Origin of the sequence: Lactiplantibacillus sp. 7.2.4, from assembly GCF_018991185.1 — a bacterium.
Lineage (GTDB): Bacteria > Bacillota > Bacilli > Lactobacillales > Lactobacillaceae > Lactiplantibacillus > Lactiplantibacillus pentosus.
Genome location: NZ_JAGYGS010000020.1, coordinates 41412 through 54739 on the forward strand (window position 1 = coordinate 41412; position 13328 = coordinate 54739).

The following is a 13328-nucleotide window of genomic DNA, read 5'->3' on the forward strand; positions in this document are numbered from 1 at the left end:
TAATTTGGCTACTGAGCATTGTCAGCCACCCCCTCCAGTCGGGAAGCCGGCCGAATGGCAAATGAACAGCCACCTATTTAGGTACAATTAACCATTGAATATTAGGTGACGGATCCTTCATGCCAACTTAACCATCGGAATACGTTCTCCTGAATCACGAAACGCCGAATGACCTTAAATCATTCGGCGTTTCATCGCTTGAGCAGCTAACTAACGAATCTCGGCACCGAGTTCATCTGTCAGTGCATTCAGCACTTTTTCAAAAGCAGTCGTGACGTCATCATCGACCAAAGTGGCATTCTGGTCTTGATACGTCAACGTGTAGGCCAACGACTTCTTGCCCGCTGGTACGTGGCTGCCATGATAAACATCAAACAGCTGTACTTGCCGCAAGTGTGCGCCGCCCTTCTTGTTGATCAAGGCAACTACCGCAGCGTTGGTGACATCATCATCGATCAACATCGCCACGTCACGCGTGATACTTGGGAACTTCGAAATTGGTTGATATTGTTGCCGCGCCTTTGGTAAGGCAATCAGCGCCGTCAAATCCAATTCAAAGACGTACGTTTCACGAATCTTGTAAGCCTTAGCCGTCGTTGGGTGAACTTCGCCAACGAACCCAACCAATTGATCACCAACATAGATGTCAGCGGTCCGACCAGGGTGCATCTCTGGATGGTCAGTCGTTGCGACGTAACTCACAGCATCTTGTAAGGCTAATGACTTCAAGTAGCCTGCCACGATACCTTTAATTTGGAAGAAATCAACGGGCTGTTCGGCCACGCCCCAACTCTTTTGAACCATCGAACCAGTAATGGCACCCGCAATGTGTTCAATTTCCTTAGGCCGGACTTCCTCAGGTTGGCTGTAGAAGACGCGTCCTTCTTCGTATAACGCCACATTATGTTCTTTACGAGCATTGTTGTAAGCTAAGTCATCTAACAAGCCAGAAACCAGGCTCAACCGCAGCGTCGTACGTTCTGAACTCATTGGGAAGTCCAGCTTGGTCACATCACTAGCATGTAACGCAAAGGCACGCGCTTTGGCTTCAGTCGTCAGTGAATAACTGATGGCTTGCGTCAAGCCGGCACTTTCCATTAACTTGCGTGAATCCCGAATCACTTGTTGCGTCTCATTGAGTTTACCAATCGTTGGTTGACCAGTTGGTAAGGTAGCTGGCAAGTTATCATAACCATAAAGCCGAGCGACTTCTTCAATCAAGTCAGCTGGAATATGAATATCCCACCGCCGTGAAGGAATCGTCACCGTGAAGGTCTCGCCATCAACGGTCGTTGGGAAATCGAGGCGTTTGAAAATGTCAGCAACCGTTTCGAGGGACAACTCAGTACCTAAAACATGGTTGATACGAGCCAAATCAATTTTGACCGTTTCAGGTTGAACGTCTTCATCGCGTCCAATCACCATGCCACTAGCAACCGTTCCGTCGCCTAATTCAGCAATCATCGCAGCGGCGGCATCCAAGGCCGTCGCAGTCATACCGTGGTCAATGCCGCGTTCATACCGCATCGAGGCTTCACTATGCAAGTCGTGGTTATGCGCAGTTTTACGAATCTTAACTGCATCAAACACGGCCCCTTCAAGGGCGATCGTCGTAGTTTGATCCGTTACTTCGGTATCCAAGCCACCCATCGTCCCTGCCAAACAGATCGGTTGGTCGTCACTACAAATCAATAAATCGGTTGGCAACAATTCGCGGTCTTCGCCGTCGAGGGTCGTCAAATGTTCCCCGGCTTTGGCTAACCGCACGTTGATGTGACCGTTGTTTAATTGGTCAAAATCAAAGGCATGTAGCGGTTGACCGTATTGCATCAAAATGTAGTTGGTGGCATCGACCACGTTGTTGATTGGCCGCATACCAGCATTCCAGATGCGAATCTGAAGCCATAGTGGACTTGGTTTGATCGTGACATTCTGAATCAGACGCATCTTATACATTGGCACGTCATGTTCATCCGCATCAACACGAACCTGCAATGCGTCTGCGGCAGGATGAGCCGTGTCTTCATGCAAGTCGACCGTTAGCATCGTTGGTTGTTGGTCGTAAATCGCTGCCAGTTCATGGGCCGTCCCGTTCATACTCAGCATGTCACCGCGATTAGGCGTCACTGACATATCGATGATCTCATCGTCCATTCCCAGGTATGAGAAGACTGGTTCACCCGGTGTGGCATCAGCTGGCAAAATAAAGATACCATCTGCGACTTCCTTAGGCACTAATTTTTCATCAAAGCCTAATTCGTCTAACGCGCACAACATCCCGTTTGACGGTACCCCGCGCATCTTGCTCTTCTTGATCTTGGTGTGTCCACCGATCCAAGAATTAGGTAAAGCAACGATGACCTTCTCACCCGCAGCGACGTTGGGTGCACCACAGACGATTTGCAAGGGGTCGTCTTCACCGACGTCAACCTGACAAACGTGCAGGTGGTCGGAGTCTGGATGGGGTTCACACGTCAATACATGCCCCACCACGACTTTTTTCAAGCCTTCGCTCGGACGAATCACACCGTCAACTTCAACGGCCGTCCGTTCAATTTTTTCTGCTAATTCATCGACTGGAATGTCCAGCTTCAAATAATCGCGTAACCATGTCGTAGAAATTCTCATGTGAACGCCTAACCTTTCTTATAGAACTGTGACAAGAACCGCACATCATTGAGATAGAAATTGCGGATATCGTCAACACCGTACTTCAGCATTGCAAACCGGTCTGGTCCGAGACCAAAGGCAAAGCCACCGTATTCTTCAGGATCAATGCCAGACATTTCTAACACGTGGGGATGCACCATCCCTGCGCCTAAGACTTCGATCCAACCCGTTTGCTTACAGATGGCACAGCCCTTGCCGTTACAGTTGAAGCAGGTCACATCAGCTTCAACGGACGGTTCCGTGAATGGGAAGAAGCTTGGCCGCAGCCGTACATCAAACTGGTCACCAAACAACGTTTTGGCAACTAAAATCAAGGTACCTTTCAAGTCAGCCATCGTGATATGCTTATCGACTACTAGCCCTTCAATCTGATGGAATTGATGGGAATGGGTCGCATCATCCGTGTCACGCCGATAAACGCGGCCTGGTGAGAGCACTTTTAACGGGCCCTTTGAGAAATCATGATTTTCAAGTGAACGTGGTTGGTCCGCAGAAGTTTGCGTCCGCAAGAGCACGTCCTTGGTAATGTAAAAGGTATCCTGCATATCACGTGCGGGATGGTCCTTTGGTAAATTCAAGCGTTCAAAGTTATAGTAATCCTCTTCAACTTCATCACCATCAACGATTTGGTAACCCATGCCCATGAACAGGTCTTCCAATTGGGTGATAATTTGCGTAATCACGTGTGGTTGTCCTTGTGGGACTTCACGACCTGGCAAGGTCACATCTAACTTTTCAGCGGCCAATTGCTTATTGACTGCTGCTTGTTCAAGTTCTTCTCGGCGTTCGTCAATTGCAGCTTGCAGACGGTCACGAACTTGGTTGGCATAGGCCCCAACCTTAGGCCGTTCTTCTGGACTCAAGTCGCGCATCCCACGCAAAACTTCCGTAATTGGTCCTTTTTTCCCAAGCAAATCAACTTTAACTTGGTTAACCTTCTTCAAAACGTCAGCTGATTTAATATCAGCCAAGCCTTGATCGCGTAATTCGGTTAATCGATCTTGTAAACTCATATGCTACCTCCAATTTATAATCACGTTGTGGACAAAAAAAGACCCCATCCCAAAAAAGGGACGAGGTCATCGCGGTACCACCCTTGTTTGCATCGCCGAAGCGACACACACTCATACCCGTCATAACGGTCGGGATACCGGAAAATTATTTGTTTTCACAAACGCCCAATTTCAGCTCGGAGAGTGAATTCATTAATCTTGGTCGTCGGGGTGCTTTCAATCGGTGACACCCGTCCCTGTGACGCCATAATCAACTACTATTTCTCGTCAAGGCTTTTATCTACATTGTCAGTTTATGGCAAAGTTACCAGCACGTCAACCCCGTGATTAGGATTCAGCTGGACTAAACCACTTATCCGACCAGTCATGAACCGTATCCATCACTTGCCGTAAATCCTGACCCTTAGTGGTCAAACGGTACTCGATCAGTGCCGAATCACAATGCGTGACCCGACTAACAATGCCGTTTTCTTCCAATTCCTTTAAGCGAACGACCAAGACCCGATCGCTGCACTTAGGAATCCGCCGTGCCAGGTTCTTAAACCGTTGCGGCCCATCCTCAAGTAAAACGTCGATAATCAGTCCATTCCACTTCTTACCTAGAATTGAAAACGTCTTTTCAAATTTTGGACACAGCTCAAAATCCACGTTGGATTCTGTTACCGTGTCAGCTAGCATTTCTGACATGCAATGACCCCCAATTATTGAATTAACCGGCGGAGACCTTGCCTCGGAACCGATCTAGTTGTTTGGCCACCTTCATACGTAATGGTCCAAAAAATTCATGTTCTGCTTCATAATCATCAACCAAAGAGACGAGCAAACTTTCCCGATATTTCGGCATCGCTAACGTTGCGCCGAACATATGCTTCAAAATGATATCCTTTTCCATTGGCGTCAATTTCGTCAACTTCTCGGCGTTACGTAACGCAACCCGTGGATGGATGAATGCGTGTGATCCGAGATCAAACTTGGTTTCACGCCAGTCATAATAAAACAAATCATGCAATAATCCACCACGCGCCACTGCCGTCGTATTAAGATGCCATTTCTTCGCTAAAACATAACTATCATATGAAACTGCAATCGAATGATCCAATCGATTCGAATGGTGGTGTTGTGTGAATTCAGCTAACCGCTGAACAGCTGGCTGTGCTAATAAATCTTCGACAATTGCCACGTATTCGGAATCTTGTTGCCACGCATTATTAGTTTTCATCAAAAGCTCCCTTTGCTAATATCTACGGATATTCTACTAAAAAGTAAGTGAATTTGAAAGTATTTTACCTGGATTTTAGCATTTTCTTACTAAATGTAAGTCAGCGATACAAACCAAACATCAAGATTCCCGCCGCTACTGCAACGTTCAGTGACTCAGCTTGTCCTTTGATTGGAATATATAAATTTTGGTCTGTTTGTGCCAACAATTCTGGACTCATCCCATTACCTTCGTTGCCCATAATCAAGCCAAAGGCGGCTGGCGCATCGACATCTAAGTATTGCGCCGCTTGTGGGTTCAGTTCCGAACCGTAGACCGGTGCGCCCTGTGCCTGCAATTGTGCGACTAACGCCGTTAAATCCGTGCTAATTAGTTGCAAGTGAAATTGGCTGCCCTGCATCGATCGTTCGACTTTCGGTTGATGAATGTCAACCGTCCCAGTCCCAAAAGCGACACCAGCAAAACCCGCTGCATCCGCTGTCCGGACCATTGTTCCAATATTACCAGGATCTTGCACGTTGTCCAACAATAACCACGGGCGTGTCAAATCAAGTTGGGCCAAATCTTCAACGACTGCTGGTAAAGTCGCTACGGCAAAGACGCCTTGGGGGGTAACGGTCGCGCTAATATGCTTGGCGACTTCCTCTGAAATTTCGATTACCGCCGGAAAGTGGGTCAAATCCGGCTCAGTCGCCAACTGTTTGCTCGTAATCAGCAATGTTTGAATGGCCACGTGTGCTTTGACTGCTTCATTGACTAAGTGCCAGCCGTCCAACAAATATTGGCCCTGTTGTTTGCGGCCCTTCTTCGTCTGTAACTTTTTCCACGCCTTGACGTGCGCGTTTTGTAACGAATTTATTTTTTCCATTTTGAACTTTCCCATCCTGTCTGCAGGTTATTGATTCCAAGTATAGCATATCGCTGAATGACTAGTTCCATGCTATGATAAGGGGTGAAGATTGTTGTGAGCGGTTTCGATTGCGTTGCCGGCTGAATCAGGTGCCGGCTCAAAATCTGGTATGACTAAGGTTTAAATTGCCGTCAGTCGTCTCAGTTTTAGAAGCCAGCATTCAACGAAGCTCGCATCCTGGTCCATTTGGATGCAAACGGCTTCGGATAAATCTACCGTCTGTCGGGATTCCAGTTTGACTCAAACGGTCGCAAACTCAGTGGTCGTTTGCTCGTCTCAGCGCACATCCAGCCACTCACAATGCAGAAAATAAGAGGAAGTGATTTTATGCGTGCAGTCACATTAAAAGCAACCGGTCGCGTTCAGGGCGTCGGCTTTCGGTGGGCAACCAAGGTCGCAGCGGATAAATGCGGCGTCAATGGTATTGTTCGCAATCTGATGGACGGCTCCGTGTTTATTGAAGCAGAAGGTGAAGACCAGCGCGTGCAAGTCTTTATTGACGTTGTCCGCCAGTCGCCCACTGATTTTGGCAAAGTTAAGCACCTCGAAGTCCATGAAGTCGAGCCACAAAACTATCACGATTTTCGGATAACCAATTGAATTCCCCCGACATCTTTAGTATCATCATCATTATATGAATTTTGCAAAGGGGATTAATAACTAGTGAAATCAAAAAAAGGCCTTACGCTCACGGTCACCCTGGGAACGCTCGCGCTATTCTTGAGCGGCTGTGTGCAAACGACCAAATCTGGTAAACCATACGGGTTTGTCTACGACTATTTAGCCAAACCTGGTCAAACGGTGATGGAATGGCTCTCACAATTATTTGGTAACAACTATGGCTGGGCCATCATCGGTTTGACTGTCATCGTGCGGTTAGTCCTACTGCCAATGATGATTAACCAACAACGTAAGTCGACGTACCAACAAGAAAAAATGTCGGCCGTTCGACCACAGATGACTAAGATTCAGGAACGGCAAAAAGCGGCGAAGACACAAGAAGAAAAAGCAGCCATCAGTAACGAATTGATGCAACTCTATCGTGACAATGGCATTAGCATGACGGGTGGGATTGGCTGCCTGCCCCTGCTGATTCAATTACCAATCTTCTCGGCGCTGTATTATGCCATCCGTTACTCACCTGAATTATCCAAAGCCACCTTCATGGGTATCTCACTAGGGAAATCTAGTTTGATCCTAGCGATTTTAGCCTTCTTGTCTTACCTGGCACAAGGTTACTTATCCATGATTGGCTTGCCAGAAGAACAAAAGAAAACGATGCGCTTGATGCTGATCATGAGTCCGGTCATGATTTTGTTCGTCTCCATGTCAGCACCCGCTGGATTGGGCTTGTACTTCTTCGTTGGTGGGTTGTTTGCTTGCTTGCAAACCTTGATTATCAACTTCTTCCGACCACGTATTCGCCGGGAAGTGGAAGCTGAACTCAAGAAACACCCAATCAAGACGCCGACGCCAGCTGCATCACAACCAAAGCCGGTCAAGGCCACGGAATCCCATCCAACTAACCGACCACGTAACAACAACGGTGGTTGCGGACGGAATGCTGGTAAACAACAACGGCATCGTCACTAACATCAGTTTGTAAACTGGTTTTAAAAAATAATCCGAGCCATGAAATCAACATGATTTCTGTGGCTCGGATTTTTTATTTGTCGTAATTCGGATCAGCCCTACCCTTGAGCTGAAAATAAGTGTACAAACAATCGGTCCAATTTGTACGGCACCGTGAAATTCTGCGTGACATTGCTCTGACCTGACTACTTCCACACACCTTTACAACAATTTCCGGCTTAAACGATAAGAGTAGCCAAAAACAACCAATGTTGACAATATCAGCAGGGTCAGAAATACGGTGAAGAACAATGCTTGATTGGCTCGACCGAAGAATAGCAACGTCAAATAGCTCATCGCTGTCAGCAGCCGTGCACCAAACACATTCGTCTTCCGCCAGTTTTCATCCGACGCGAAAGTCAAAGGAATACGGACCCCAATCAAATTATTACGCGGCACATAGGCTTCTGGCACCCCGACGATTGAGACGATTAACGCAATCGTCAGAATACCGGGCGTGACAATCAAATTGAAATCCACCAACAATAAATAGCAGAACACCACTAAGTTCAAGTCCAGACCAGACTGCACTAATGCCGGATTGACACTTAATCGCCAACCGCTCACAATAAGCAAACAGCTGATTAGAAATAGCCCCGTTAAGCTAAGTAGTGTCATGTTATTCATGGTCCAAACTGGGCGTGAACTAGCGACATATCGTGCGAATAAAACCAGCAAATTAATAAAATTAACCAGCACCAACCATTTTAACGCTGAATGCGCATACCATGTTTTCGGTAACATTCGTGATTCCCCCATTCCACCGGGCCGCGTGCCCGTCGTAACTCGTATCGTTTCATCCTCAAATTAATGTTTTAATGACAACGCTTAAAATTGACTTAGCCCACTGGTAGCCGCTGTTTGACACTGGTTGACTAAGCTAAGGTGATTATAGTGCGTTTGGCTGGTAAGGCGTATATGTTGTCTTAGTCTGGTTATTATCCTTACTAAGTAAAATCGCGTGACAATACAAAACTAGTGCTACATGCAATTCACATGCGGCACTAGTTGATTTAGAAAAAATATATGTTACTACGCGTTGTGCTAGTTAATTTGTCATGAATCATGATTAAATCGTTCTATTTTCTAAATTCAAGCGCTGCCAGCTGAGACCCGCTGGAAACAATGTGAGTTACCGCAAACTTGCAGTGGTGGCGTCTTCCTATGCCGGCTTCCAGGCATTCTGGGCAATGGCCGGAACGTGGTGGACACAGATTTAAGCCGACAAATCACGTCTTAAATACTGGTCTTTCACTAACCAAGCACAAAACGCTTGCTAAGTGAAATTTCACCACTGGGCCTTGCCCAGAATACCTTCCTGCCTGGGATGGTATTCGAAAGGCGGACATGTGCGCACTCAACTTTTTGATGGATTGGTCATTGATTCTTAACATACGGTTATTTTAGCATTCAAACTGTAGGGTGAGCTACTGATTTTCACTAAGTTATCCTAACTTGTATTTGAACGTTATAAACCAATAGCATCACTGAGCATTATTGTCTTTTCTAGTCGACCGAGATTACAAACCTTGAATCCTAGATGCAAGGCAATACTATCGGTGAATTTTAAAGCTAGTTACCAGTAATACTTATCAATGATTTTTAGACCGTTTTCACAGGATTTACGTGTGCCACAAATCAGCGTCGTTGCTGATTATGATTTTATCTGAAGGACCGGTCACCTAATATACAGTGGTCAATTACACCCAGATAGGTGGCCGTTCATCTGCCATTCGAGCGGGTTCCCGACTGTAGGGGCTGGCGGACAATGTTCAAGGGCGAAATTCTTCTTGTCCGGGTGGGGTTCCCGGACTAGAAGAAGACTCGTATTTGAAATTGCGCAGTGGGTTTCTGCGTGAGTTCAAATCGATGTCCGCCCTGTTCCAGCGTTGTCAGCCGGCCCCGGAGGTCGGACTAAGGCGCGCATCGGCTGACGTACAGGAATCCACCAACTGGTACGATTTAATCATTTTTAATGCTAAATCATAATTAGCACAACGCGTATATTACTCAATCCCAGCTAACTTCTTACAAGCTTCTGTGTAATGCTAAATTGTGGTGAGACCTTATCACGTTGTTACTTTAAGTGCCGGATCCAACTTTCTATCTCTGGTTGTGTCTTCAAATCACCATTTACAAATCGACCGATTTCTTGACCATCATTAAACGCCAGAAAACTTGGCAAGCCTCGAATATTTAGATCCAAACAAAGCTGGGTGTTATCGTCGCGGTCTACCTTGATGAAACGATACTGTGAGAAGTTATTTTCAATTGCCGGGAGCTTTGGACGGATATACTGGCATTCTCGGCACCAGTCAGCGCCGAAGTAAATAATAAAACGACCGACGCTAAGTTTTTCCAAAAATTCATCTTTAGTTTGTGTTTCAGCTTTTCTCATTAGTTATGAACTCCCTTTTCATTTAAAATATGCCCTAGTATAGTCGGTTTCGCCAGCCACATGATAAGCAACACCCTTCAATTTGTGGTTGACCAGATGTGTTTCACGAACATAGTATAACGGAATTAAGCCTGCTTGACTGTGTAACCGTTGGGCAGCCTTTCTTAAATACTGCCAATACTGTGTTTGACTGCTCGTTTGATTGGCCTGAGTGAGCAGACGGTCATAAGTTTTATCATTAAATTGACCACTGTTCATACTATTGGTAGACTGAAGCACACCCAAGTAATTAATCGGATCGGCAAAATCTGCAAGCCAGTACCATTGACTAAGCGCAAACTTCCCACTACTTTTCAGACTTTGCAACCCTTTATCAGGAACGTTTTTAATGCTGACTTGGACATGACTTAGATGTTGTTGCACTTGTTGTTGAACAAATTGCGCGACGTTTTTGGTGACATCCTGATCATCACCAATCAAGGTCAAGTGTACCGTTCCCTTGATGTTGGCTTCTTTTAAGCCAGCAGTCCATAACTGTCTGGCCTTGGCAATATCTACCTTGGTAGAGAAACTAGTCTCAGCACTAAAATCACGATTCGTGGTGGGGTCAACGGCAGTTCCAGGGCTAACAAAACTCGACGCCGGCTTTGAGCCGTCCGCTAAAACAGTCTTGGTCAGTTGTTTTCGATTGATAACAAGTGAGAGCGCTTGCCTTAATTTCTTATTCTGAAGCGGCTGACCTGAACGTTGATTCACTTGTAAATAATAAGTCCATGCGCGGTCGACATGTTTGACATTGGCATTATGCTGCAAACTTTTTGCTGTTACACCGGAGATAGTCGCGTCATCCAACTTCCCATCAGCAAACAAATTATGTGCCGTATTCGCATCCTTAACGGTTTGATAACGAATCTGTTGTAATTTGATTGCCTGCTTGTCCCAATAATACTGGTTTCGTTTTAAGACATAAGAATCGTTAGAGCCAGTCCAACCGGTCACTTTAAAGGCACCGTTCGAAACCGTCGTTGCCGAATTAGTACCATACTTGTCTGTTCCGATTTTAGTCACAAACTTTTCATCCTGTGGTAAGAACACCGGTACGGTCACAAGCTTGTTAAAATAAGTCATCGGGTGATCTAACTGAATTCGTAAGGTTCGTTTTCCAATCGCCTTAATTCCCAAGCTCTTGTAAGACTTTTTTCCGTTATTGATGGCATCCGCGTTCTTGATACCACTAAAAATGTAAGTATAAACTGGCTTGTTAGCTGGATTCATCGCACGCTTCCAAGCATACTCAAAGTCACTTGCTAAAACGGGATCCCCGTTACTCCACTTGGCGTTTTTTCGAATATGAAAGACATATTGCGTGCCGTTTTTGGTCGGTTTAACAATCTTAGTCGCCATCGCGGGAACTGGCTGATCCTTGCTGTTCAAACGATAAAGGCCTTCAGTCGTGTTGACCAAAGTATTAAATTCAGGTAGCGTCTCTTGATTCGTACTGTCCAGTGTCGTGAGCGTTGCTGTCTGCATCAGATTCAAAGTTCGTTTATTTTGATTAGAAGCCCCACTTGAGTGTCCACATCCTGATAACATTAGCAGTGCCCCACCAACAATTAGACTAAGTTTCAATACACTTTTTTCACATTTCCGCCTCCAGTCAAAAAAATAATCCCGCCCTTAACATAAGGACGAGATTTCCCGCGGTACCACCTTTTGTTGAGCTACTAGCACATAGCCCAACTTACAACATGGTCGTTAACGAGACCAGCCGTAGTTTCAGCTTTCACCAAAACGATGCTCCGAGTTCATCTTCACCAGTCATCGAATTCCATGCTTTCACTATCCATGGTCGCTTTGAATTATATTCCTGGCTACTCTTCTCATCATCGCTTAATTTTATAATTTAATATTAATGTTAAGTATCGAAGAATGCAACCCTGAACTTATCTGATTCGCATAGGCTAAGATTTATCTTTTTTGGAAACCAATCATCGCTTTAAAAATCCACAAAGCGTCAGTAACAGCCTCTGGCTAACTTTATGGATTTGATTAATTATTAATTTAGCGTACTCATGTCAATGACAAACCGGTAATGCACGTCACTATTTAAGATTCGTTCATATGCTGTTGGGACATCATCAATGCCAATCATTTCAATTTTGGGGTGGACCCCATTTTCTGCAGAAAAGTTTAGCATTTCTTGAGTTAATGCAATCCCACCAACATTGGAAACTGTTAATGTATTTTGACGATTAAACATTGATTGCAAGCTGAATTCTTGATTCTCCAGTGGCAACCCGACACTGCAAGCAGTCCCTTTAACATCTAATAATTTGAAATACTGATTCCAATCCAGCTTAACCGCCACAGTACTAAGTAGAAAGTCAAAATGGCCATTCAAACGATCAAAATCTGCTGGTGTTTTAAGAATTTCGTAGGCTTTAGCCCCAAATTGTTTAGCTTCATCAGCCTTTGATTCAGAATGACCAATCACAGTCACCTCAGCACCCATTTTGCTGGCAAATTGAGTTGCGATATGACCTAATCCACCTAAGCCCACAATAGCCACTCTTGATCCTGCTTTGATGCCATAGCGTTTCAACGGATTATAGGTCGTGATACCGGCGCACAGCAAAGGACTGGCTTCAGCTAAGTCTAATTTATCAGGAATTGATAAAACAAACCGATCTTTCACAATAATTGATTGGGAATAGCCACCCTCTGTAGGATTACCATCATAATCGTCACCGACAAATACCGAAATAACACCCTTTTCACAGAACTGTTCTTCGCCGGCCCTGCAATATTTACACTTACCGCATGAATCAATAAAGCAACCGACACCCACTCTGTCGCCGACCTTAAAGTTATTCACATTCTGACCAATGGCACTAACCACCCCGGATATTTCATGACCTGGAACGAGTGGACGCTTAAACAGCGTATCTATCCCCTCGACAATAGAAATATCTGAGTGACAAATACCACAATACTTAATATCAATTGCAACATCATCTGGCCGCAACTCACGACGTTTGATAACCGTACGGTGAAAGGTGCTGAAATCTGATCCTGTTGCTTCTAGTGCCTTAACTTCTGGTCTTGCCATTTTCCTTCCTCACTTTCGATTTTTAAATCTCATGTTCTGATACAAAATCATAATTCAGTGACTGCAACACGCCTCAGTGATATCTTCTAGTGCTAATGACTAATTTCGGTAACTTTATGAACAGCACAACCTGTTGGTAAATCAGTAACGACAGCTTTTAGCTAATTTTCAGAACGAACACCTAGTACAAATTTGGCACCTTATCGCACCAAGAAGCTGATCGTCACTGCACCGATTCCGCTAGACGCGCCTGTAATTACAACGACTCTATTTTCAAAACGTATTGCGACGTATTGCTATTATTCATCACCTCTTTGTGACTACCTTTAGTTTAAGTCTACTATTGACTTTCGACCAATACTAAAAAGCTATCTATT

Annotated in this window: 11 protein-coding genes and 2 other annotated features; of the genes, 2 read left to right on the plus strand and 9 right to left on the minus strand. The window is 45.2% G+C overall.

The genetic code is table 11. The features are described 5' to 3' along the window. Positions 1-210: 210 nt before the first annotated feature. The 5 genes from pheT to KGF70_RS08380 all read right to left on the minus strand — a co-directional run bounded on the left by pheT (position 211) and on the right by KGF70_RS08380 (position 5770). Entirely contained in the window at positions 211-2628 is a 2418-nt protein-coding gene (pheT, locus tag KGF70_RS08360; protein ID WP_216768375.1) for a phenylalanine--tRNA ligase subunit beta, read from the minus strand. An 8-nt stretch (positions 2629-2636) separates the two neighbouring features. Further along, complete coding sequence (locus tag KGF70_RS08365; protein WP_003638563.1) at positions 2637-3683, minus strand: phenylalanine--tRNA ligase subunit alpha; 1047 nt, start codon at positions 3681-3683, stop codon at positions 2637-2639. A gap of 53 nt (positions 3684-3736) precedes the next feature. Continuing rightward, positions 3737-3963, minus strand: a binding site (T-box leader). 47 nt (positions 3964-4010) lie between these two features. Further along, the gene (locus KGF70_RS08370; protein ID WP_021336421.1) at positions 4011-4370 is read right to left on the minus strand and encodes a helix-turn-helix domain-containing protein; all 360 of its coding nucleotides are present in this window, start codon (positions 4368-4370) and stop codon (positions 4011-4013) included. Between the two features lie 22 nt (positions 4371-4392). Next, positions 4393-4902: an HD domain-containing protein gene (locus KGF70_RS08375; protein ID WP_003638561.1), complete on the minus strand. Its 510-nt coding sequence runs from the start codon at positions 4900-4902 to the stop codon at positions 4393-4395. A 100-nt stretch (positions 4903-5002) separates the two neighbouring features. Further along, entirely contained in the window at positions 5003-5770 is a 768-nt protein-coding gene (locus KGF70_RS08380; protein ID WP_050338803.1) for an RNA methyltransferase, read from the minus strand. A 369-nt stretch (positions 5771-6139) separates the two neighbouring features. Between KGF70_RS08380 and KGF70_RS08385 the strand changes: the two genes are divergently transcribed. Further along, positions 6140-6412: an acylphosphatase gene (locus KGF70_RS08385; RefSeq protein WP_003638559.1), complete on the plus strand. Its 273-nt coding sequence runs from the start codon at positions 6140-6142 to the stop codon at positions 6410-6412. A 63-nt stretch (positions 6413-6475) separates the two neighbouring features. After that, positions 6476-7405: a membrane protein insertase YidC gene (gene yidC, locus KGF70_RS08390; protein WP_216768376.1), complete on the plus strand. Its 930-nt coding sequence runs from the start codon at positions 6476-6478 to the stop codon at positions 7403-7405. Between the two features lie 201 nt (positions 7406-7606). Here the strand turns inward: yidC and KGF70_RS08395 are convergent, their stop codons facing one another. From KGF70_RS08395 to KGF70_RS08410, 4 genes are all read right to left on the minus strand, one after another. After that, a complete protein-coding gene (locus KGF70_RS08395; RefSeq protein ID WP_216768377.1) occupies positions 7607-8188 on the minus strand; it encodes an SdpI family protein in 582 nt (193 codons plus the stop codon). A gap of 1333 nt (positions 8189-9521) precedes the next feature. Continuing rightward, positions 9522-9842 (minus strand): thioredoxin family protein, encoded by a 321-nt coding sequence (locus KGF70_RS08400; RefSeq protein WP_105961841.1) that lies wholly within the window; start codon positions 9840-9842, stop codon positions 9522-9524. Positions 9843-9860: 18 nt separating this feature from the next. After that, positions 9861-11435 carry a peptide ABC transporter substrate-binding protein gene (locus tag KGF70_RS08405; RefSeq protein WP_216768378.1) on the minus strand — a complete coding sequence of 525 codons (1575 nt, stop codon included), beginning with the start codon at positions 11433-11435 and terminating at the stop codon, positions 9861-9863. Positions 11436-11523: 88 nt separating this feature from the next. Further along, positions 11524-11738: a binding site (T-box leader), on the minus strand. A 160-nt stretch (positions 11739-11898) separates the two neighbouring features. Beyond that, the gene (locus tag KGF70_RS08410) at positions 11899-12951 is read right to left on the minus strand and encodes an NAD(P)-dependent alcohol dehydrogenase (RefSeq protein ID WP_216768379.1); all 1053 of its coding nucleotides are present in this window, start codon (positions 12949-12951) and stop codon (positions 11899-11901) included. Positions 12952-13328 lie beyond the last annotated feature (377 nt).

What these genes read in the sequence shown, in the direction of transcription:
- KGF70_RS08385 (WP_003638559.1), top strand. Translation starts at nt 6,140, where the DNA reads ATGCGTGCAGTCACATTAAAAGCAACCGGTCGCGTTCAGGGCGTCGGC.
- KGF70_RS08370 (WP_021336421.1), bottom strand. Translation starts at nt 4,370, where the DNA reads ATGTCAGAAATGCTAGCTGACACGGTAACAGAATCCAACGTGGATTTT.
- KGF70_RS08380 (WP_050338803.1), bottom strand. Translation starts at nt 5,770, where the DNA reads ATGGAAAAAATAAATTCGTTACAAAACGCGCACGTCAAGGCGTGGAAA.
- KGF70_RS08405 (WP_216768378.1), bottom strand. Translation starts at nt 11,435, where the DNA reads ATGTTATCAGGATGTGGACACTCAAGTGGGGCTTCTAATCAAAATAAA.
- KGF70_RS08365 (WP_003638563.1), bottom strand. Translation starts at nt 3,683, where the DNA reads ATGAGTTTACAAGATCGATTAACCGAATTACGCGATCAAGGCTTGGCT.
- KGF70_RS08410 (WP_216768379.1), bottom strand. Translation starts at nt 12,951, where the DNA reads ATGGCAAGACCAGAAGTTAAGGCACTAGAAGCAACAGGATCAGATTTC.
- pheT (WP_216768375.1), bottom strand. Translation starts at nt 2,628, where the DNA reads ATGAGAATTTCTACGACATGGTTACGCGATTATTTGAAGCTGGACATT.
- KGF70_RS08400 (WP_105961841.1), bottom strand. Translation starts at nt 9,842, where the DNA reads ATGAGAAAAGCTGAAACACAAACTAAAGATGAATTTTTGGAAAAACTT.
- KGF70_RS08375 (WP_003638561.1), bottom strand. Translation starts at nt 4,902, where the DNA reads ATGAAAACTAATAATGCGTGGCAACAAGATTCCGAATACGTGGCAATT.
- KGF70_RS08395 (WP_216768377.1), bottom strand. Translation starts at nt 8,188, where the DNA reads ATGTTACCGAAAACATGGTATGCGCATTCAGCGTTAAAATGGTTGGTG.